At 64.2% G+C, this 20,392-nt stretch carries 20 protein-coding genes and 1 pseudogene; 13 read left to right on the forward strand and 8 right to left on the reverse strand.

Features of this window, described 5'->3' with window-relative positions:
- Positions 1-2: 2 nt before the first annotated feature.
- The 8 genes from FHS82_RS06490 to FHS82_RS06525 all read left to right on the forward strand — a co-directional run bounded on the left by FHS82_RS06490 (position 3) and on the right by FHS82_RS06525 (position 6,545).
- A complete protein-coding gene (locus FHS82_RS06490) occupies positions 3-923 on the forward strand; it encodes an NAD(P)-dependent oxidoreductase (protein WP_166950032.1) in 921 nt (306 codons plus the stop codon).
- Complete coding sequence (locus FHS82_RS06495) at positions 920-1,831, forward strand: branched-chain amino acid ABC transporter permease (RefSeq protein ID WP_166950034.1); 912 nt, start codon at positions 920-922, stop codon at positions 1,829-1,831. The genes FHS82_RS06490 and FHS82_RS06495 overlap by 4 nt, the downstream gene beginning before the upstream one ends.
- On the forward strand, positions 1,824-2,810 hold the full coding sequence (locus FHS82_RS06500; protein ID WP_343042515.1) for a branched-chain amino acid ABC transporter permease: 987 nt from the start codon (positions 1,824-1,826) through the stop codon (positions 2,808-2,810). Before FHS82_RS06495 ends, FHS82_RS06500 begins: the two co-directional genes overlap by 8 nt.
- Complete coding sequence (locus FHS82_RS06505) at positions 2,807-3,583, forward strand: ABC transporter ATP-binding protein (RefSeq protein ID WP_166950036.1); 777 nt, start codon at positions 2,807-2,809, stop codon at positions 3,581-3,583. The genes FHS82_RS06500 and FHS82_RS06505 overlap by 4 nt, the downstream gene beginning before the upstream one ends.
- Positions 3,576-4,310: an ABC transporter ATP-binding protein gene (locus tag FHS82_RS06510; RefSeq protein WP_166950038.1), complete on the forward strand. Its 735-nt coding sequence runs from the start codon at positions 3,576-3,578 to the stop codon at positions 4,308-4,310. Before FHS82_RS06505 ends, FHS82_RS06510 begins: the two co-directional genes overlap by 8 nt.
- 38 nt (positions 4,311-4,348) lie before the next feature.
- Positions 4,349-5,179, forward strand: coding sequence for an N-acyl homoserine lactonase family protein (locus FHS82_RS06515; RefSeq protein WP_166950040.1), 831 nt, complete (start codon positions 4,349-4,351; stop codon positions 5,177-5,179).
- A gap of 69 nt (positions 5,180-5,248) precedes the next feature.
- The gene (locus FHS82_RS06520; RefSeq protein ID WP_166950042.1) at positions 5,249-5,884 is read left to right on the forward strand and encodes a GntR family transcriptional regulator; all 636 of its coding nucleotides are present in this window, start codon (positions 5,249-5,251) and stop codon (positions 5,882-5,884) included.
- 82 nt (positions 5,885-5,966) lie between these two features.
- Complete coding sequence (locus FHS82_RS06525) at positions 5,967-6,545, forward strand: cysteine hydrolase family protein (protein WP_166950044.1); 579 nt, start codon at positions 5,967-5,969, stop codon at positions 6,543-6,545.
- Between the two features lie 344 nt (positions 6,546-6,889).
- On the opposite strand, the gene FHS82_RS06530 is transcribed toward FHS82_RS06525, so the two are convergent.
- Entirely contained in the window at positions 6,890-7,213 is a 324-nt protein-coding gene (locus FHS82_RS06530; RefSeq protein ID WP_166950046.1) for a hypothetical protein, read from the reverse strand.
- A gap of 36 nt (positions 7,214-7,249) precedes the next feature.
- Between FHS82_RS06530 and FHS82_RS06535 the strand changes: the two genes are divergently transcribed.
- The 5 genes from FHS82_RS06535 to FHS82_RS06555 are packed head-to-tail and all read left to right on the forward strand — an operon-like array spanning position 7,250 to position 12,591.
- Complete coding sequence (locus FHS82_RS06535; RefSeq protein WP_166950048.1) at positions 7,250-8,470, forward strand: FAS1-like dehydratase domain-containing protein; 1,221 nt, start codon at positions 7,250-7,252, stop codon at positions 8,468-8,470.
- A 15-nt stretch (positions 8,471-8,485) separates the two neighbouring features.
- Positions 8,486-9,679 carry a CoA transferase gene (locus tag FHS82_RS06540; protein ID WP_343042516.1) on the forward strand — a complete coding sequence of 398 codons (1,194 nt, stop codon included), beginning with the start codon at positions 8,486-8,488 and terminating at the stop codon, positions 9,677-9,679.
- Positions 9,676-10,866, forward strand: a complete 1,191-nt coding sequence (locus FHS82_RS06545) for a CoA transferase (RefSeq protein ID WP_166950052.1) — start codon at positions 9,676-9,678, stop codon at positions 10,864-10,866. Before FHS82_RS06540 ends, FHS82_RS06545 begins: the two co-directional genes overlap by 4 nt.
- 16 nt (positions 10,867-10,882) lie before the next feature.
- On the forward strand, positions 10,883-11,752 hold the full coding sequence (locus FHS82_RS06550) for an HTD2 family dehydratase (RefSeq protein WP_166950054.1): 870 nt from the start codon (positions 10,883-10,885) through the stop codon (positions 11,750-11,752).
- A 44-nt stretch (positions 11,753-11,796) separates the two neighbouring features.
- Positions 11,797-12,591 (forward strand): HpcH/HpaI aldolase/citrate lyase family protein, encoded by a 795-nt coding sequence (locus tag FHS82_RS06555; RefSeq protein WP_166950057.1) that lies wholly within the window; start codon positions 11,797-11,799, stop codon positions 12,589-12,591.
- A 171-nt stretch (positions 12,592-12,762) separates the two neighbouring features.
- On the opposite strand, the pseudogene FHS82_RS21490 reads toward FHS82_RS06555, so the two are convergent.
- The 7 genes and pseudogenes from FHS82_RS21490 to FHS82_RS06590 form a co-directional block, all read right to left on the reverse strand.
- A pseudogene (locus tag FHS82_RS21490) lies at positions 12,763-12,966 on the reverse strand (hypothetical protein); the annotation flags it as partial.
- Positions 12,938-14,089: an enolase C-terminal domain-like protein gene (locus FHS82_RS06565; protein ID WP_166950059.1), complete on the reverse strand. Its 1,152-nt coding sequence runs from the start codon at positions 14,087-14,089 to the stop codon at positions 12,938-12,940. The gene FHS82_RS06565 and the pseudogene FHS82_RS21490, both read right to left, overlap by 29 nt.
- A 15-nt stretch (positions 14,090-14,104) precedes the next feature.
- Positions 14,105-15,271 carry a mandelate racemase/muconate lactonizing enzyme family protein gene (locus tag FHS82_RS06570; protein ID WP_208394111.1) on the reverse strand — a complete coding sequence of 389 codons (1,167 nt, stop codon included), beginning with the start codon at positions 15,269-15,271 and terminating at the stop codon, positions 14,105-14,107.
- Between the two features lie 132 nt (positions 15,272-15,403).
- Entirely contained in the window at positions 15,404-16,522 is a 1,119-nt protein-coding gene (locus tag FHS82_RS06575) for an ABC transporter ATP-binding protein (protein ID WP_166950061.1), read from the reverse strand.
- Positions 16,523-16,534: 12 nt separating this feature from the next.
- Positions 16,535-17,560, reverse strand: coding sequence for an ABC transporter substrate-binding protein (locus tag FHS82_RS06580; protein WP_166950063.1), 1,026 nt, complete (start codon positions 17,558-17,560; stop codon positions 16,535-16,537).
- A 95-nt stretch (positions 17,561-17,655) separates the two neighbouring features.
- Positions 17,656-19,413: an ABC transporter permease gene (locus FHS82_RS06585; RefSeq protein WP_166950065.1), complete on the reverse strand. Its 1,758-nt coding sequence runs from the start codon at positions 19,411-19,413 to the stop codon at positions 17,656-17,658.
- A gap of 258 nt (positions 19,414-19,671) precedes the next feature.
- A complete protein-coding gene (locus tag FHS82_RS06590) occupies positions 19,672-20,367 on the reverse strand; it encodes a FadR/GntR family transcriptional regulator (RefSeq protein WP_166950067.1) in 696 nt (231 codons plus the stop codon).
- Positions 20,368-20,392 lie beyond the last annotated feature (25 nt).

Raw genomic sequence — 20,392 nt, forward strand, 5'->3', positions numbered from 1 at the left:
ATATGAGCAACGCCGAGACGATTGGATTTATCGGATTGGGCGTCATGGGCGGCCCGATGTGCCGCAACGTGGCGCTGAAGCACCCGTGCCGCGTCATCGCCTTCGATCTGTCGGCCGCGGCGCTGGAGGCCCTGGCGGACACGAAGGCCGAGCCGGCGACCTCGCCCGAAGCCCTGGCGGCTGAGGCCGACGTGATCTTCCTCTCCCTGCCCGGCGGGCCGCAGGTCGAGTCGGTCTGCCGAGAGGGGGCGGTGGCGACCCATGCCAAGGCGGGCGCTGTCGTGGTCGATCTGTCAACGACGCCCGTCGCTCTCGCCCGCGCCGTGGCGGCCGATCTCGCCCGCAAGGGCATCGCCTTCGCGGATGCTCCCGTGGCGCGGACCCGTGAGGCGGCCCAGCGCGGCGAACTCAGCGTCATGGTCGGCGCGCCGCCGCCTGTCTTCGAGCGCATCAAGCCGCTGCTCGATTACATCGCGACCGATATTACCCACGGCGGCGATGTCGGCGCGGGTCAGGTTCTCAAGCTCGTCAACAACATGCTGGTGTTCGAGAATGTCGTGACGCTGGCGGAGATGATCGTGCTGGGCGAGCGGGCCGGCGTGGCGCCCGAGGTGTTGCTCGATGCGGTGTCGAAAGGCTCCGGGGACAGCTTCGTGCTGCGCAATCACGGGCGCAAGTCGATGCTGCCGCGCGACTTTCCCGAGCGCTCCTTCCCGCCTGAATACGTGCTGAAGGACATCGATTACGTCTTCCAGCTCGCCCATGAGACGGGTGTGCCGCTGAAGGCGGCCGAGACCGTGCGCCGCTACTATCAGAAGGCGATCGAGAAGGGCCTGGGCGGACGCTACTTCCCCGGCGTCATCCGGCTCGTCGAGGACGCCACCATGGCGGAAGACGGGTCACAGGCCGGAGACGGATCATGACTGTCATTGTCGAAACCGTCGGAAGTGTGTTGCGCGACCTGTTTCCGCTGATCTGGTCGGGCGTCATCACGGGCTGCCTCTACGCGCTGGGCGCGCTGGGGCTGGTGATGATCTTCAAAAGCTCGCGGGTGGTGAACTTCTCCCACGGCAACGTGGCGGGCTTCGCGGCGTTTCTCGTCTATGGCTTTTCCAGCGGCCTGCTGCTTGAGCTTTCGTGGGGGGCGGCGGTGCTGCTCGCTGTCATTGCGGCGATCGCGATCGCGTTTGTGAGCTATGCCTTGATCGCGCCGCTGGTGTTCGAATCCGATCTCACGGCCACCATCGCAACGCTGGGCGTCGGGCTTGTGGTGCAGGGTGCGACGCTGCTGATGTTCGGTGCGGATATCGTCAGCCTCGATCTGCCGGTGCCGCGCTTCAGCGCGTCCATCCTCGGACTACTGATAACCGGCTACGACCTGACGGTGCTGTTCGTCGCCGTGGTCACCATCGGCATCCTGTTCTTCGTCATCGACTACACCAAGCTCGGCGTTGCCTTCCGCGCTATCTCCGACAACGCCTTCGCCGCCGAGGTGTGCGGCCTGAACCTGCGTTCGGTGCATCTTTTCGCGTGGTGCGTGGCGGCGATACTCGGCGTCGTCGGGGCTCTGCTCATCGTGCCTACGACATTCCTCAGCTCCACGACGGTCGCGACGTTCATGCTGCAGGCCTTCGCCGCCGCGGTGCTCGGCGGCTTCGCAAGCCTGCCGGGCAGTCTCGTGGGCGGTATCCTGATAGGCATCTTCATGAACCTGTTCACCTTTTACGTATCGCCGGAGTTCAGCAGCACCTTCCTGCTCGGCGTGATCCTGCTGGCGCTCAACATCTTCCCCAACGGGGCACTTGCGAAAGTGGGAGGGTCGCGTGTCTGAGAGCGTCGTGCAATCCGGCCGCCCGGCTCGGTCGGGTTCCGACTGGCGGCTGCAGGCCGGCCAGTGGGCAACGCCGGTCCTCATCGCCGTGCTGGTATGCCTGCCGTTCGCCGTGACGGGTTCCTGGACCTATACATTGGGCGTCTGTTTCGCCAACAGTATTGGCGTGCTGGCGGTGAGCGTTCTGGTGCGCTACGGCGGCGAGGTGTCGATCGGACACAGCTTCTTTGCCGCAGTCGGAGCCTATTCCGTCGCCATCCTGGAGCATCGCCTCGGGGTATCGCTGCTTGTCGGGCTGCCCGTGGCGCTGGCGCTCGGGGTCGTATCCGGCATCTGCTTCGCCTGGCCGTCCAGAAGGCTTTCCGGCATCTATCTCGCGGTCTCGACCATGGCGCTCGCGCTGGCGCTGCCGGAGATCATCAACAACGCCGACGAATGGACCGGCGGCTTCGAGGGGCTCTATGTGTCGCGCCCCGTGGTGTCCGGTGTCGGCATGTCGCTGCAGCGCTACTACGCCGCGCTCGTCGTGCTCGTCGCCGTCACCTATGCGCTGGCCCGCCTTCGCCATTCGCGCCAGGGGCTGAAGCTGCTGCTCGCCCGTTCGCACCCTGCGGCCGCCGATGCGTTCGGCACGCGGCGAGTCTGGGCGCGGGTGAGCGTCATGGGCATCAGCGCCGGCATTGCCGCACTGTCGGGCGCGACGCTGGCCTTCGCAAGCTCGACCGTGTCGCCCAGCGGATTCACACTCTGGTCGGCGATTTTCCTGCTGGTGGGATCGGTCGTCAGCTTCTATGGGCTCACGCTGCCACGCGCGCTGATCGGCGGGGCCTTCCTCACGCTGGTGCCGCAGCTCCTGTCGGCGTCCGGTGCGTGGATCCCGGTTCTCTACGGTCTGGCGCTGCTCGCCGTCATTCTTTGCGGACATTATCTGCCGAAGATCGGCGGGATGATGCACCGTCGCGCGCGAGGTGTGTCATGAACGCTGATGCCGCGACCCTGCAGGGCAGGGGCATCTCCCTTTCGTTCGGTGGCATCAAGGTGCTCAAGGGGCTCGATGTCGAGTTTCGACCGGGCGAAATTACCGGGTTGATCGGGCCGAACGGCGCCGGCAAGACGAGCCTCTTCAATTGCCTGACCGGAGCCTACAGGCCGCAGGGCGGCACGATCACCTATGCCGGCGAGCCGCTCGGCGGCCTGTCACCTGCGGCCCGTGCCGGCAAGGGGATTGTCCGCAGTTTTCAGACGGTGGCTCTCTGCCCTGATCTTTCCGTGCTTGAGAACGTGATGATCGGCCTGTCACGCAAATTTCATGCGGGATGGCTTGATGCGTTCCTGCCCCTGCCGAGGGGGCGACGGGAGCGCAACGCCATGCGGGAGGCGGCGCTCGCCGCGCTGGCGGATCTGGGGCTGGCGGACGCGGCGGCGCTGATGCCCGGGCAGCTTCCGCCCGGCATGCAGCGGCTGGTCGAGATCGTGCGCGCCATCGTCGGGCGTCCGTCGGTGCTGCTCCTTGACGAACCGGCGGCGGGGCTCAACAACGCCGAGACGCGCGACCTGACACGGGCGCTGCGCAACCTCGCCACACCCGATCTCGTGATGGTGGTCGTCGAGCACGACATGGACCTCGTGATGTCGATCTGCGACCGCATCTACGTGCTCAACTTCGGGGAATTCGTCGCCTGCGGCACACCCGCGGCGGTGAGAAACGATCCCGAGGTCGTGCGCATCTACCTGGGGAGCGACGATGACTAGCCTGCTCACTGTGCGCAATCTCTCCGTCTATTACGGCGCCAAGGCCCAGGCGGCCGAGCGCGTGTCGTTCGACGTGGGCACCGGTTCCGTCGTGGCGCTGCTTGGCGCCAACGGCGCGGGCAAGTCATCGATCATGAAGGCCGTCGCCGGTCTCGTGCCCGCCACGGGCGAGATCACCTTCGACGGCGAGCCGGTGCAGTCCCTGCCGGCGCGCCAGCGGGTGCAGGCAGGCATCGTCTATGTGCCCGAAGGCCGCGAGATCGTGGGGAATCTGACCGTGCGCGAGAACCTCGTGCTCGGCGGCTATCACGTTCCGGGAGTGGCCCGGCGCGCGCGCATCGACATGGTGCTCGACATGTTTCCCGAAATCGCCAACAAGGCCGACGGCCCGGCGTGGCGGCTCAGCGGTGGCGAGCAGCAGATGCTCGCCATTGGCCGTGGTCTGATGGCCGGCCCGCGCCTGCTGCTTCTCGACGAGCCTTCGCTCGGGCTGGCGCCGCTGCTGGTGCACCGTGTGTTCGAGCGGCTGGCGACCATTCGCCGGGAGACGCATCTTGCCATCGTGCTCGTCGAACAGAATCTGCGCATGACGATGCGGCTGTGCGACGAGGTCCATTTCCTGCGCAGCGGACGGATCGTGGGGTGGCGCCGCGCGCAGGACCTGAAGGGCGAAGCCGCGCGCCAGGAGGCGATCGACGCCTATCTAGGCGCGACGGCCTCCCATTGAGCGGGGCGCATCAAGCGAGGAAGCCAGCGGGGTCAGCCATGTCCGAAGCATCAGACAATCGCACCGAGTACGAAATCTTCGCCATCCGTTACGGCACGAATGCGCGGCGCGTGCGCGGCCAGAATTTCATTCTCGAAACGCAACCCGACGAGCCGCAGGTGCTCGACTTCTACTATTGGGTCCTGAAGAGCGGCGAGAGCGTGATCGTCGTCGACACGGGAATGCATCCCGACAAGGCCGAGCGCCACGGACATGGCATTCTCCTGCATCCGGTCGAGGCGCTGCGACACCTCGGCGTCGCGCCCGAAGGCGTCGAGACGGTGATTCTGACCCACGCGCATTACGACCACATCGGCCATCTCGATGCCTTTCCCAAGGCGCAGTTTTTCATGCAGGCGCGGGAGATGGCCTACGTCACCGGCCCCTGGATGGAAAAGCCGTGGTTCCGCCGCGCCTATGAGCCAGACGAAATCGCCCGCCTCGTCCATCTGCTGCATGCCGGACGGCTCGCGCTGCACGGCCTTGACCGGACGATCGCCGACGGCGTGTCGGTGCATTGGGTCGGCGGCCATTGCGACGGGCAGGAGATCGTCCGCGTGCGCACGGCGCGCGGCTGGGTCGTGCTGGCGTCGGACGCGCTGCACTACTACGAGGAATACGAGCGCGGCGTTCCGTTCGCCGTCGCCTTCAACCTGTCCGACATGATCGCGGCGCACGACCGCATCAGGGAACTCGCCGACAGCGACGATCACGTCATCCCCGCGCATGATCCCCGCATCGCCGCTTTTTATCCAGCCGCCGGGCCGGGGCTTGAGGACCGGGTGGTGCGCGTCGACCTCGCTCCCGCCTCTTCGACGGAATCCCGATGATGAAAGATTGCATCATGCAGGATTATCCAGTCTATTCCTTGTCGGCCATATGCGAGGAAGGGCAACAAGTTGAGGCATCAGACGAAGGAAGAGCGGGTCGCGGACTACCTGCGGGAAGGTATCATATCTGGGCGTTTCCCGCGCGGATCGAAGCTCAAGCAGGCGGAACTCGCCGAGAAGATCGGCACGAGCATCACGCCGGTGCGCGAGGCGATCAAGCTGCTGGAGGCGGAAGGATTCGTGCTGGGCTCGTCGCACCGGGGTGCGGTGGTGGCACCGTTCGACATCCACGCCACCGAGGAGATCGTGGACTTACGCATGATGCTCGAATCCAAGCTGGTCCTTGCCGCTCTCGCCCGCCTCACGCCGCAGCATCTGGAGGAGTTGCGCGAGCTTCAGCGCCAGATCGAGGAAGCGGCGAAGAAAGACGACCGCGAGGCGGTCCGCGTCATCAACTACCGTTTTCACGAGCTGATCTACATGGCCGCGGAGCTGCCGCAGACATTGCGTTTCGTCCGCATCCTGTGGGCGCGCTATCCCTTCGATCTCATCAACCGGCTGGACAACCGGATCGAGCGCGCCTCGATCGAGCATCGGGAAATGCTGAGCGCGCTCATTGTGCGCGACGAAGCCGCGCTGCTCGTGGCGCTGCGCATGCACATCCGCGCCGGCTGGGACGAATTCAAGGCGAGCTACACGGACTAGGGCAGGGCGATCCTAGCCCTCCGTTGCCGGACTCCGCCTTGCCCTCATTCCCCACAAGGGACGTCAAACCAAGGAGCCGACAATGCCTTCCGACACGATTCTGCTCGTCATGGACATGATCAACGACCTGGTGCATCCCGACGGTGCCGGAGCCCGGACCTATGTGCCCAGATGCAGGGAGCGCGACGTTTACCGCAATACGGCGCACGCCATTGCCCGCGCCCGCGAGGCGGGCATCCGGATCGGCTATGTGCGCGTCGGCTTTTCGCCCGATTACCGGGAATGCCCGCCCGCCTCGCCGGTCTTCTCCCGCGCCAGGGACAACGGCCTTTTCAAGCTCGGCACCTGGGGCACGGAAGTCTACGCGGACTTCGCGCCGCAGGACGGGGATGCGGATATCGTCAAGCATCGCGTCAGCCCCTTCTACGGCACGCCGCTTGAGCCGCTTCTGAGCGCGCAGGGCATCAGGCGGCTGCTGCTGACCGGGGTGTCGACGAACGGCGTCGTGCAGGCGGCGGCGCGCGAAGGCCATGACCGCGATTTCCACTGCGTTGTGCTGGAAGATTGCTGCGCTGGCGCGACCGATGACGAGCACGCCTTTGCGCTGGCGGGTGTCCGCCGCTTCGCCGAGGTGACGACGGCCGCCGAATTCAGGATCTAGAGCGTGTTTCGATCAGATATAATTATCTGATCGATCAGCATTCGCTCAAAATAATAAATATAGAATGTGTCCTGTTTCAACGTAAACAGGACACATTCTAGGGCATCTGGACGTTTTAGAGAGACGCTTAAAAATTATCGCTGTTTTATCTCATGCGTTCCATTCGCGCATGACCTGATGTCGACGTTGCCTGAAGGTGCTTGCGACAGGCTATCAGGTCACGAGAACGCCGGCCGGTTCTCGGCTTTCGATCACGAGCGGGCGCTTGTGGATCAGATGATTCCGCTTGATTGGAATGCGCGCCGGAAGCGGCTACGGCTTCATAGGAATTTCCATACAATGCATTATATCTTGGATTGCGCTGAGAATTTGATTCTCCAGCGAGCATTTTCTGCGGCGCGACAGAAGTCATTGACCAGCATGAAATAGATGATGCAGCGGGAGAAATTCGGCGCAAGGCGGGTGGAAAGAATCGGGTTGACCGGTTTCATATAAAATGCATTATTAAGTGCATGATGTCTGCCGGCAGGGGCGCAATGCGTTCCCGATTGAGGGAAGCGCGTTGGGACAGGCTCCCCGGTTTCCGCAGCGGTGTCCGGCGGCACGCGATCGGCGCATTCCCGGCCGGAGCCAGCCCCGCATTGCGTCGCCGCGACCGCGATCTCCACGGCGTAACGACCATATCCACAAGGGAGGATGGACCTTTGACTACGGTAGAAACGATTGACAGGAACAAGCAGGACGTCGGCGGCGCGCCCGCGGAGGGCAGGATCACGGACGAGGCGGTCGCCAACGCGCGCTCCATGATTGGCCTGCAACTGCGCCCCGAAGGGCCGTACCTGCAGGACGCGACGACCGACACCCTGCGAAACTTCTGCAATGGCATCGGCGATCTGAACCCGCTTTATCGCGAGCTGGAATACGGCCGGAACACCCGCTTCGGCATCCAGGTCGGCCACCCGATGTTCCCGATGGCCTTCGGCTGGGTGGGGCGCACGCGCTGGGGCCTGCCCGGCGTCCACGGTTTCTACGCTGGCAACGACTGGGAACTGTTCCGCCACATCCGCCCCGGCGACCGGATCAGCGCCATCGAGCGCGTCGTCGGCGTCGAGGAGAAGGAGAGCAAGTTCTCCGGCCGTCTCGTGCTCCAGTATGTCGAGGCGACCTATGTCAACCAGCACGGCGAACTCGTCGCCCGCGCGCTCGGCACCTGCACGCGCCATGAGCGCAAGGCCGCGCGCGATGCCGGCAAGTACAAGGACATCACGCCCTACGAATACACGCCGGAAGAATTCGAGAAGCTCGACGATGCGATCCTGCGCGAGGAGGAGCGCATGCGCGGCAGTAACGTGCGCTACTGGGAAGACGTGCGCGAGGGCGAGCAGCTCGATCCGATCGTGCGCGGGCCCTTGTCGCTGATGGATACAATGGGCTTTCTGGTCGGCTGCGGGCGCGGCCACACCCACGGTGTCGTCTTCAAGGCGGCGATGAAGCATCCAGGACACTTCTTCCGCAACCCGGAGGCGGGCGGCGGCATCGAGTATACGGGCATCGGTCACCACCGTGAGAGTACCGCCAAGGAAGTCGGCGTGCCCGGCGTCTACGACTACGGCCCGCAGCGGTCGTCGTGGATGTGTTCGCTGGTCACCAACTGGATGGGTGACGCGGCCTTCCTCAAGCGCATCCGCACGGAGATGCGCCGGTTCAACACCATGGGCGATTCGACCTGGTGCAAGGGGCGCGTCAGCCGCAAGTACATCAAGGACGGGCATGCGCTGGTCGATCTGGAGATCTGGGGCGAGAACCAGCGCGGCGAGGTGACGACGCCGGGGCTGGCCACCGTCATCCTGCCGAGCCGCGACCCGCAGATCCAGGTAAGCTTCGACGGTGCGAACCTCGACCTCGACCTGCCGGTCGTGCGCTGAAGCTGCAGTTCCGGAGTGCGCAAGACGATGGACACGCAACTACCCCTCTCCGGCATCAGGGTCGTGGAGCACGCATCGGGCGTCGCGGCGGCCTATGCCGGGCGCCTGCTCGCGGCCATGGGCGCGGAAGTGACCATGGTCGAACCGCCCGGCCTCAGTCCGCTCAGGCGGGAACCGCCGTTCCTGTCTCCTGAGTCGGCGGTGAGCGCGCTCTTCGCCTATCATTCAGCCGGCAAGCGCAGTGTGGTCTGCGATCTGACGACCGCAGCGGGGCGCGCCGACTTCGACCGGCTCGTCGGCGAGGCGCACATCCTTATCGACGATACGCCGATCGGCGGGCGCGATGCGCTCGGCCTCTCCTCCGAGCGCATCGCGGCCAGTCACCCGCATGTCGTGCACCTGTCGGTGCTGCCGTTCGGCGCCACGGGTCCGAAGGCTGACTGGCTAGGGGCCGAACTCAACGTCATCCACGCCAGCGGCGAGGGCTTCCTGCTGCCCAACGGCCTGTCGGCGGACCTGTTTCCGGATCGTCCGCCGTTGAAGATCGCCGGGCACTTTGCCGAGATGCAGGGCGGCATAGCCGGGGCGCTCTCCGCGCTCGCCGCGTTGTGGGCCGGCAAGGGCCAATATGTCGACGTCTCGGCGCAGGATGCCACTGTCGCCGTGGGGGCCTTCATGGTGCAGCGTTACGGCGACGGGTCGCTGGAGCACCGTGTCAGCCGGTCGTTCCGCTACGGCGGCGTCATCGCGTGCCTCGATGGCCATGTGGAGCTTCTCACGCTGGAGGAGCGCCAGTGGCAGGGGCTTGTCGAACTGATGGGTCGTCCGGACTGGGCGCTGGACGAGGCCCTGTCCGATCCCGCGGAACGCAGCGCCCGCGGCGATTTCCTCAACCGGCAGATCCGGGCGTGGGCGCGCCATCAGCCGGTGGACGAACTCGTTGCCCGCGCCCAGGAACTCGGCGTGCCGATGGCACGGTACGGTTCGCCCGCCCACGTGCTGGCGGGGCGCCATGAAAACGCGCGGGAGCTGTTCGCCGAGGCTAACGTCCCCGGCGCCGGCGCCTGCCGCATCCAGACCGCGCCCTTCCGTTTCGGCGACAAGCCGCTACCGATGCGCGACCTGCCGGAGGGGCTGGAGGCGGACAGCCCCACAGCGCAACATCGCCGCCATCCCGGTGTCGGCCAGGATCAGAGGGAAAGCGCGTGAAACCTCTGCAAGGAATCCGCATAGCGGACTTTACCGTGCATGCCGCAGGGCCGTTCTGCACCCACATGCTGTCCCAGCTCGGCGCGGAATGCATCAAGATCGAGACCTCACTGCGTCCGGACATTTTCCGCAAGCCGCACACCGTGTACGGCCGCACCGGGCCGGCGAGCTTCGATCAGGTGGCGTCGAACAAGCTTTCCGTCCGGCTCAACATGAAGCACCCGAAGGGAGTAGCGATAGCCAAGCAGCTCGTGGCCATTTCGGATGTCGCCGCCGAGAGCTTCCGGGCCGGCGTCATGAAGCGCCTTGGCCTCGGCTACGATGTCCTGCGCGCCGTCAAGCCTGACATCGTCATGGTGTCGGTGTCGTCGTCGGGTCAGACTGGGCCGGATTCGCATTTCGCGGGCTATGCGCCGCTGTTCGGCGCGTGGGGCGGCCTCGGCTATCTCACCGGCTATCGGGACGGCCCCCCGGTCGAGATGCGGCATGTCATGGATCATTCGGTGGGCCTCAATGCCGCCCTCGCGACTGTCGCGGCGCTGCACCAGCGCCGCAGGACGGGTGAGGGGACGCATGTTGACGTTGCTGCACGCGAGGTTGCATCCTCGCTCATCGGAGAGGCGCTGGTAGCGGTCGCGGCGGGCGTGACCATGGAGCGCATGGGCAACGAGGATTACAGGCGTGCGCCGCACGGGCTTTTCGCGACGGCCGAACCGGATCGCTGGCTCAGCATCGCGGTGGAAACCGAGCCGCAATGGCACGCGCTCCTCGCCGTCATGAACAGGCACGAGCTTGCCATGGATCAGCGGTTCGTCACTGCCGGGGAGCGCCACGCGCGCCGTGAGACGCTGGACGACATCGTGGCGCACTGGAGCGCATCGCAGAATGCCGACGATGCCGCCGAGCGGCTGCAGCGCGCCGGGGTGCCGGCGCATGTATCGTGGAGCGCCGAGGACATCGTCAACGACCCGCATCTGCGCGCCCGTGCCGCCATCGTGCGTGTCGCGGCGGCTGGTGAGGGCGAGCGCGCGGCCGTCGGCTTTCCGGCCCGCTTCTCGGCAAGCACGGTGGGCATCGAGCGCGGAACGCCGGAGCTTGGGGAGCACGAGGCATACGTCTACGGTGAGCTTCTGGGCATCGGCCGGAAGGAATACGAGGAACTCGTCGCGGACCGGGTTATCTATTGAACATCGGGGGGAAAGCATGTCGCAAGAGGTCCACAAGGTCGGCGACGACGATTACGCCGACGCCATCGGCCGCACGCAGACGACGCATGCAGTGATAGCCGCGGATCGTGTGGAGGCCCTGGCCGCCACGCTGGATCTGGAGTCGGTGCCCGGAGATACCGGCACGGTTCCGCCGGGGTGGCACTGGCTGTTCTTCAATCCGTTCGTACGCCGCAGCCATCTCGGGCCGGACGGCCATCCCAAGCGCGGCGGGTTTCTGCCGGACGTGAAGCTGCCACGGCGCATGTGGGCCGGAGGAAGGCTCGTCTATCACGCGCCGCTGCCGGTCGGTCCCACGGTCGCCCGCACCAGCGAGATCGCCAATGTGGCGGTCAAGAACGGCAGCGCCGGTACGCTCGTCTTCGTCACTGTCCGCCATACGATAGCGCATGACGGGGCGGTTTGTATCGAGGAGGAGCAGGACATCGTCTATCGAGACGCCCCTGCGCCCGGTGCCGCCAAGTCCCGCCCGGCGCCCGCGCCGGAGAGCGCGGAGTGGTCGGAGCCGGTGCAACCCGATCCGGTGCTGCTGTTCCGCTATTCGGCCCTCACCTCGAACGGACACCGTATCCACTACGACCAGCGCTATGTGCGGGAGGAGGAAGGGTATCCGGACCTCGTGGTGCACGGCCCGCTGATCGCCACGCTTTTGCACGGGCTTGCCACGCGCTCGCGGCCGCAGCAGCCGTTGTCGCGTTTCGAATTCCGGGCGATGGCGCCGCTTTTCGTGGATCGCGGTTTTCATGTGGAGGCCGCGAGACAGGAGAACGGGGACGGGCTGTCGCTCTGGGCGAAGGGGCCTGACGGCGAACTGACGATGCGCGCGGAAGCGGCCTTCCGGCCCTGAGCGCCCATCGGGAAAAGAGGTCACCCACCTTGCAGGGGCAGAGGATGAATCATCCGCGCAGCTACCTTTTTGTTCCCGGGCACCGCCCGGACCGTTTCGGCAAGGCCGCGTCGTCGGGCGCCCACCGGATCATCATCGATTTGGAGGATGCGGTCGGGCCGCAGGACAAGGACTTCGCCCGGCAGCACGCGATGCAGTGGTTCGTCGATGACGGCATCGGCGTCGTCCGTATCAACGGCGCCGACACGCCTTGGTTCGAGGCCGATCTTGCCGCGCTGGCCGAGTGTCCGCAGGCGGCCGTCATGGTGCCCAAGGCCGATACGCAGAGCATCGCGCTCGTGGCGCGGGCCCTGCCGGACAGGCCGCTCATCGCGATTGTCGAGAGTGTGGACGGGCTGGTAGAGGCTGGTGCGGTCGCCGCGTCACAAGGCGTTGCGCGGCTGGCCTTCGGCAATCTCGATTTCGGTGCGGATGCCCGGATCCCCGGCACCGGCGCGGTGCTGGATCCTGCCCGGTTCCAGATCGTCGTCGCCTGCCGCCGCGCCGGTCTGCCGCCGCCGATCGACGGTGTCACCGTCGCGCTGCAGGACGAGAGCGCCCTGGCAGCCGACATCGCACGGGCGCGCGACCTCGGCTTCACCGCCAAGCTGTGCATCCATCCCAGTCAGGTCGCGCGCGTCAACGCCGGGTTCGCTCCCTCGGAGGCGGAAATCGATTGGGCGCGGCGCATCGTGAGCGCCATCGAGGCGAGCGCCGGCGCTGCCGTGCAGGTGGACGGCAAGATGGTGGACCGGCCCGTGCTTGAGCGCGCCCGGGCGATCCTCGCCGAGATAGCATGATCTTCCATCCATTGCCGGAACGGCGCCGCTAGTCTGATTGCAAGTCGACAGGCGACATGCGCTTCTCCGGACCGTAGCTCACGCGCCTTGAACGCGCAGGATGGTGTAGTTGCGTTTGAAATTGTAGGCGATGGCGGTCAGGCTGATCTGTGTGGTGGCTTTCGCCAAGCCTTTCCATCGCATCCACCGCAAGCGGTAACTGCGCTTCCAGGCTCCCAAAATTTTCTCGATCCGACCCCGATCCGATGGACGGGCGCTTGCTCCAGCCAAGGGGTGTGAGCATGTCGCCACTTCCATGAAGCTGCGGCATGCTCCGGGACGCCGGCAGGGCGGCGGGGGATGCGCTTTACGCGATCCTGAACTTCGCGATGACATCCTGGTTCAACGTGATGCCCAGTCCGGGGGCGTCCGGCGCCTTCATGTAGCCATTCTCGATGATCGGGAAGTTTTCCGGCAACATCCACAGCAGGGGGTCGCGACGACGGTCGGCGAAAATCTCGACGAACAGACCGTGCGGGTTACCCGCGATCAGGTGGATAGCGAGCTGGGGTTCCTCGTGGTGCGCCATCTCGACATTCATCAGGCTCGCCATGTCCGCAACGCGCTGCCACTCGGTGATACCGCCACACAGCGTGCAATCGAGATTGAGGATGTTGACGTCGCCCTTGGTGATAAGGTCCCGGCACGCGCGGCCGGAAATCTCTCCCTGGCCGACGTTGATCGGGATATTTGTCTTGGAGGCGAGGAGACGCAGGCCGTCGGTCTGGTCCCACCACTTAAGCGGCTCCTCGATCCAGCGCACGTTCAGGTCGAGCTTCTCAAGCGCGACGCAAAACCTGATGGCGTCGTGTGGAGCCCAGCCCTGGTTCGAGTCCACGGTGAGGATAAAGTCCCGGCCGCCGGCCTTGCGCGCCGCGCGGACACGCTCCAGATCGGCCTCAAGCTCGATCCTGCCAACCTTCATCTTGATGCCCATGCAGCCGGCCGCGCGGACGTGGTCGACCTCCTGCGCGATCGCCTCGCAAGGGTCGGTGTCATCGACGGGGTAGTATCCGCCTATTGATATGACCGGAACGCGGTCCCGCGCGCCGCCGAGCAGCTTGTACACGGGCACGCCGTACAGCTTGCCGCGGGCGTCCCACAGCGCGTTGTCGACCGCGCTGATGGCCTGCAGCAGGATGCCGCGCGGGTGCATGTCAAGTTGATGGAGACCCCTGTTGCCGAGATCGAGATTGATGTTGAAGAGTTTCGACCACAGCCGCTGATGGTCCCGTACGTCCTCGCCACGCAGGAGGGGATCGAGATGATCCCGGATGACCGAGACGATCTCCATCTGCGTGTGGAACTCATCACCGCCGTAGGTCTCGCCTACGATTCCGTTGGAAAGATAGACGCGCGTCACGATCGTCGGCCGGGAATCGACCTTGTAGGTGCCTCCGCTGTATGTCTGCTCCAGCTTCAGGTCGAGGGGAATGACCTCCAGATATTCTATCTGCACTTTGGTTCTCCTGGTTCATTGATCCACGACAAATCCGTCGAAGTGCGGCCGCATTGAGATCGGCTTCGTCGAGGGCGGCCTGATCCTTGCGGCGTCATCGAGTAACGACATGCCGAGGCCAGGTCCGTCGGGAATCTCCACGAAGCCGTCGACCGGCACCGGAACCCGGTCGACGATGTCGCTGCCAAGATGCGTCATGGTGGAGGTGAAGATTCCATCCTCGAAGCCGGTCGCGTATTCCTGGATGGCGAAGTTGGGAATGGCGGCAGCGAGTTGCAGGCACGCCGCCAGCCCGATGGGCGACAGGGGATTGTGCGGCACGACCTGCACGTGATGCGCCTCGGCGATGGCTGCGGCCTTCTTGCCGCCGGTGATCCCGCCGCAAAGGCACACGTCGATGCGCGCGTATTCGACGGCGTTGCGGGCCAGCAGAGCCTGGAACTCGTAAATCGTACCGAAGCGCTCGCCCGTGGCGACGGGAACCGGGATACGCTCCGCCACGCGCGCCATGGCGTCCGCCCCTTCCGGCCGGATGGGGTCCTCGACGAACATCGGATGATAGGGCTCGATTTCACGCGAGAAGGTAATGGCCTCGGCGGGCGTGAGGCGGCGATGCAGCTCGATCAGAAGGTCGACCCTGTCGCCGACGACCTCACGCATGCGCCTTACATTATCGACGGCATCGCGCATCTTGGCGACGTGCGTCTTGAAATAGACCTTTTCGTTTCCTTCGTCGAGGAAAGGGTTGAGATGGCCGAATGCAGTAAACCCGGCGTTCATCTTGCGCTCACATTCCGCCAATACTCCGTCGATGGAGCTTTCGTATATGTGGCCGTAGATGCGTGCCTTTGTGCGCGCGGCCCCGCCCAGCAGCTCGTAGATAGGGACGCCGAGCGCCTTGCCCTTGATGTCCCACAGGGCGATGTCGATGGCCGAGATCGCGGCGTTGATCGCCAGGCCCTGAAAATAGCTGAACCGGTGCATCACGTTCCAGTGATGCTCGATAGCGAAGGCGGGCTTGCCGACCAGGTACTCCGCGAAGCGCTCGATCGCCGCGCCCGCAGCCCCCAGATGGCCCCATATCCCAGCTTCGCCGATACCGGTGATACCTTCGTCCGTGGTCACCTTCGCGTACATGAACTGGCCGACGTGCAGAGCTTCAACATTGGTGATGGTCACCATTTAACTTCTCTCCAGAAACAGGCTTCCTCCCGCCGGTGGGTCGGAACCGTCCGACCGAGGGGAATCCGCTCGCAATCAAAGACCTCGGATGTGCACCAGCGCGGCGGGCGAGCTGGGGCAGCCCCGCCGCTTTCAGTGGCTCGTCGCCGTTCCTGCCCGCGCATGGAAGGCCCAGCACACCTCGGGCGGAATCCAGACAAAAAGCGTGTCGCCTGGGGCAAACCGCGGACGTGTGCCAAGCTCGGTACAATGGACTTCCTTGTCGCCGACCATGATCCTGTAGGCGGTCTGGGTGCCTTCGTATTGCAGCGACTTGACGATGCCAGCCATCTCTCCATCCTCTCGACGCTCCGTTTCGAGGTGGACGTTTTCCGGCCGGACCGACACGAGAACCCGGTCACCCGGTGCGGTATCATCGGGCACGCGGGTACGGACCGAGTAGGGAACATCGTCGAGTTGCACCAGCGCCATCCCGTGAGCAACGCGCTCCACCCGCCCGGCAAGCAGGGTGCCGGCGCCGGTGAAGTTGGCGACGAACACATCCGCCGGCGAGTTGTAGAGCGTGATCGCATCGTCAAGCTGGAGCAGCTTGCCGTCTTTCATGACTCCGATCCGGTCAGCGATGACCACCGCCTCGGACTGATCGTGCGTGACGTAGAGCGCCGTGACGCCCGCATCCTTGATGATCGTCCGCAGGTCGTCGCGCAGGCGCAGGCGCAGCTTGGCGTCGAGGTTCGACAGCGGCTCGTCGAGCAGCAGGATCCGCGGCCGGTACACGAGGCTGCGCGCCAGCGCCACGCGCTGCATCTGGCCGCCGCTGAGCGCGACGACCGGGCGTTCGCGGTAGGCGCCGAGGCCAACGATCTCGATGGCCTCATCCACTTTGCGCTTGGTCTGCTCCTTGCCGATACGGCGGTGGCGAAGCGGATAGGCGACATTTTGCTCGACCGTCATGTGCGGCCACACGGCATAGGATTGGAACACCATTCCCAGATTGCGGTGCTGGGGAAGGACGAAGCGTTTGTTGACCGGGTCAGCGACGCGCTCGCCGCCAATGTCGATCGTGCCGCCCGTCGGCTTCTCCAGGCCGGCCACCGACCGTAGCGTCGTGGTCTTGCCGCAGCCGGACGGCCCGAGCAGGACGACGATCTCGCCGGGCGCTATGGTGAAGCTCACGTCGTCCACCGCCGGGCGCAGGTTGGTTGCCCCGAAGCGCTTTTCAAGGTTGCGAATGCGAAGTTCCGCCGACATCGACCGCTCTCCTTACTGGACGTTGTAGATCGTGTTCCATTCGGCGATCCACGCATTCCGAACGGATTGATACTCGATCGGATCGGGCAGCCAGAGCCTGACCGCGCCTTCCTGCGCGCCGTCGGGCAGGCCTGCCTGCGGCAGCGTGGAAAAGCCGCCCTGGCCCTTCACCCACGCCTGCTGCCCCTCGGCGGAAAGCGACCAGTTCAGGTAGAGCTTGCCGGCGTTGGGATTCCTGGCGGTTTTGGTCAATCCGGCGGCGGACGGGGTGATCGGAATGCCCTCCTGCGGGAAGGATACGCTGACGGGCGCCCCGTCCCGCGCCAGCGGGATCACCGAATTGGATTGCGCGGCGCCGACCGCGACCTCGCCGCGAACGAGGGCGCTGGCCAGCGGCGAACCGCTCGGATAGACGGTGACGCCGTTTCCAGCCAGCTTCTGCCAGAAGTCGTCCCCCAACTCCTTGCGCTGGAACATGGCGGTCGTCCATGTCGAGCCTCCGGAGTTGGCGACGACCAGCCCGACCTTGCCCTTGTATTCGGGCTTCAGCAGGTCTGCCCAGCTGGAGGGGCCTTCCGGTACGATGGCGACGTTGTGGGCGAGCACGAAGCCCCAGGTCGATTTCGGCCACAGGTTGGGTATGGACTTCACCGCATCCGGATAATCGGCCGCATTGGGCGGTGCGTAGTCGGCGAAGGCGTCCTTGATCTCGGCCACGAGGCCGCGGTCCGACATATCGATCACGTCGGCGCTCAACTGGTTCGCCGAAAGCTCGGTGGCGATGCGCGTTGCCAGCCGGCTCCCCGGAGCACGCACGATCTCGACGCGAATGTCGGGAAAGCGCTTGTTGAATTCCTTGACGAGTTCCTGTTCCGCCTCGATCTGGTTGGAGGTGTACAGAACGAGCTTGCCCTCCTTGCGGGCCGCCTCGATCAGCGCCGCGCCGCCCAGTTCGTCCTGCGCTTTGGCCGCACCCGCCATGGCGAGCACAAGCAAGGATGCAGCAATAGATACTTTATAGGATGTAAAGTATTTCATTGTTTCACTCCCGTTTGTTGGTATTAAGTCTCCGGCTTTGTTTTGTTTTTGCCGGGATATTGGCTGGGCTTCAGAAGGACCGATCTGCAAAATCTCTATTTGGAAAAGGTCGCGAAGGAGCGGGCGACCACCGTGGAAAGACCTATGACAGCGACGAGCAGCAACGTCTGCACGAGGCTGAACGCTGCCGTGACACCGACATTGCCTCCCTCGTAAAAATCGAGAAGCAGGACCGCCATCGGTATCGTGTCGCTCACGTAAAGGAACAGCGACGAGCCGAGTTCACGGATGGCGAGGATGAAAAGCAGGCTCATCGACGAGATCAGGCCCGGCATCACCAGCGGCACGATGATCTGACGGATCGTGCCCAGGACGCCTACGCCGCAGACCTGAGACGCCTCTTCGAGATCCTTGTGAATTTGCATCAGGGATGTAGACAGAGACTTCACCGAGTCGGGCAGGAAGCGGGCGACGAAGGCGAGCGCCAGGATCCAGATCGTTCCGTAGAGGTTGAGCGGCAAGCCGATCCAGGCCCAGATGTAGGCCACGCCGACAACAAGGCCGGGAATCGCGACCGGTAACGTCGAGATGATATCGAGCGTTCTGCGCCCGGCGAGGTTTGTCCTGTAGACCGTGTAGCTGATGGAGAAAGCCAGCACCCCGCCGATGATCGCAGTCACCAGGCCGATCTCGAACGTGTTGATAACCGAGCGCCACGTCAGCGGATTGGCGAAAAGCTGCTCGTAATGCGACAGCGAATAGGCTGAGAAATTGAAGAGCGCCCCGATGTCGGGAATGAACAGGAACTTCTTGAACGAGGCGATGAGCAGCGCGATGGTGGGCAGAATGACGCCGAGCATGAGATACGCGAGGGCGAACGTAAAGGTGGCCCATTTCCAACTGCCGAGATCGAGTTGCTTGGGCCGGAAGGATTTGCCGGAAACCGTGACGTAGCTGCGCCCTCTCATGATCCGCTGTTGAAGCAGCACGCACAGGGCCGTTACGGCGATGAGGATGACGGATGTTGCCGCCGCAGCGTTGTAATTGGGTGGAGACCACGAGATCAGGCCGTAGATGTAGGTTGTCAGCACGGAAATCTGGGCGGGTGTGCCCAGCGCCGCAGGTATGCCGTAGATGCCCAGCATCACCACGAACGACAGCAGCGTTCCGGACAGAATCGCGGGCGTTATCAGGGGGAAGACGATAGTGAACAGCGTCCGAAAGGGACCCACGCCGGCGATTTCCGCAGCCTCTTCCAGCGACGGGTCCATGTTCTTCAATGCCGAGGCCGTGAACATGTAGACGTACGGAGCGTAGTAAATGCCGAAAATGAAGATCATTCCGGCAGTCGAGTAGAAATTGACGCTGAGCGGCAATCCCATGAATTTGAAAGCGACGTTGATGAGGCCCGTGCGTGGCGACCCAAGCAGGCCCCAGGCAAAGGCGGCCACGAGAGGCGGCACGAAAAGCGGCAGCATGCCCGCTATTTCGATGAAGCGCCGCATCGGCGTATTGGTTCGCACGGTGGTCCAGGCAAACAGAAGCCCGACGACTACCGCGATCGCCGTGCCGCCGGTACAGATAACCAGTGAATTCCAGGTCGCCCTCCTGACCGCGGGGTCACTGAGGACGGCCAGGAAATTCGACAGCGAGATGGTGCCCTGGCCAGAGCCGCTGACGGGATCCTCGTTCGTCAGCGCCCCATAGGTCAGCATGGCGACGGGATACAGAACAAGGAACCCAAGGATGACGAGAAGCAATGCGATCCAGAGACGCGGAACTGCCAGCTTCCAAGCGCTTGCCCATCGGTAATCGGTGTAAGGCGCGGCCGATTTCGGCGCGGTTGCTTCCATTGTTTCCTCCAGAGTGCCGCTAGAATCTGTCTTATTTTCGTTTAAAAAAGACAGAATCCAGATTTTTTGATTTAGCGAATTCTGATCGATTAGCTGATTTCAACTGATCGGAAAGCGCTCCAGCGGCTTATCAATTTTTAATTATTTCCGGCATTTCGATGAAACGCCGAAATATAGAAGGTTGTTGGTATTGCGCGTTTTCTTCACGCGGAGCGGTATCCACTTTGCGTGAAAACGCTTTAGTAGGCTGGCGGGGCGTCATCCGACTTCAGGCATGATGCCGAGATCGAGGTGGGCGGCCATGAGGGCTCTCGCGTCGGCGGCGGAGCCTCGTTCGATCGCCTCGATAATTGCCTCGTGCTGCGCCATGCGGACTGACGCCGGGCGCGGGATGAAACCGCCCTGTGTCCATGCGCGGGCGAACATCTCATGGGCGACGCGCTGCAGCTCGACGAGATAGGGGTTGCCCGTAGCCCGCGCTATGAGGGCCTCGAACTGCAGGTCGAGCGCAAACTCGTTCTTGACCCGGATGACGTCGATCCGACTGTTGTCGACGTGACGGCGGATTTCCGCGATCAGCTTCCTGTTGCAAACCTGTGCGGCAACGCCGGCCACCTCAACGTCAACGAGCTTGCGCGCGTCGGAAACCTGCTGGAGCAGCTTGCGCTTCTCGACGTCGCCCAACTCGGCGATATTGGCGAACGGCCGGATCTGTGCCTCGCATACGAAAGTCCCGGTTCCGGGCCGGACCTCGATGATCCCCGTGCTTTGCAGGGTCTTCAAGGCTTCGCGCAGCGTGGACCGGCTCACGCCGAGCGACGCCGCCAGCTCGCGCTCCGAGCCCAGCCTGTCGCCCGCTTTGAACCGCTTCTCGGCGATCAAACGCTGGATCTGCTGCACGATTGCCTCAGATGCGGTCCGTTTTTCGATAGGAGATATTCCGAGGTCGCTCATTCTGACCGCTCTATGGGTTTGGTTA

Origin of the sequence: Pseudochelatococcus lubricantis (assembly GCF_011762225.1) — a bacterium.
Classification (GTDB): domain Bacteria; phylum Pseudomonadota; class Alphaproteobacteria; order Rhizobiales; family Beijerinckiaceae; genus Pseudochelatococcus; species Pseudochelatococcus lubricantis.

Excerpts from the sequence above, each read along its gene's own strand:
- FHS82_RS06510 (WP_166950038.1), top strand. The coding sequence starts at position 3,576 with ATGACTAGCCTGCTCACTGTGCGCAATCTCTCCGTCTATTACGGCGCC.
- FHS82_RS06585 (WP_166950065.1), bottom strand. The coding sequence starts at position 19,413 with ATGGAAGCAACCGCGCCGAAATCGGCCGCGCCTTACACCGATTACCGA.
- FHS82_RS06495 (WP_166950034.1), top strand. The coding sequence starts at position 920 with ATGACTGTCATTGTCGAAACCGTCGGAAGTGTGTTGCGCGACCTGTTT.
- FHS82_RS06525 (WP_166950044.1), top strand. The coding sequence starts at position 5,967 with ATGCCTTCCGACACGATTCTGCTCGTCATGGACATGATCAACGACCTG.
- FHS82_RS06490 (WP_166950032.1), top strand. The coding sequence starts at position 3 with ATGAGCAACGCCGAGACGATTGGATTTATCGGATTGGGCGTCATGGGC.
- FHS82_RS06570 (WP_208394111.1), bottom strand. The coding sequence starts at position 15,271 with ATGGTGACCATCACCAATGTTGAAGCTCTGCACGTCGGCCAGTTCATG.
- FHS82_RS06555 (WP_166950057.1), top strand. The coding sequence starts at position 11,797 with ATGAATCATCCGCGCAGCTACCTTTTTGTTCCCGGGCACCGCCCGGAC.
- FHS82_RS06550 (WP_166950054.1), top strand. The coding sequence starts at position 10,883 with ATGTCGCAAGAGGTCCACAAGGTCGGCGACGACGATTACGCCGACGCC.
- FHS82_RS06575 (WP_166950061.1), bottom strand. The coding sequence starts at position 16,522 with ATGTCGGCGGAACTTCGCATTCGCAACCTTGAAAAGCGCTTCGGGGCA.
- FHS82_RS06515 (WP_166950040.1), top strand. The coding sequence starts at position 4,349 with ATGTCCGAAGCATCAGACAATCGCACCGAGTACGAAATCTTCGCCATC.
- FHS82_RS06580 (WP_166950063.1), bottom strand. The coding sequence starts at position 17,560 with ATGAAATACTTTACATCCTATAAAGTATCTATTGCTGCATCCTTGCTT.
- FHS82_RS06505 (WP_166950036.1), top strand. The coding sequence starts at position 2,807 with ATGAACGCTGATGCCGCGACCCTGCAGGGCAGGGGCATCTCCCTTTCG.
- FHS82_RS06590 (WP_166950067.1), bottom strand. The coding sequence starts at position 20,367 with ATGAGCGACCTCGGAATATCTCCTATCGAAAAACGGACCGCATCTGAG.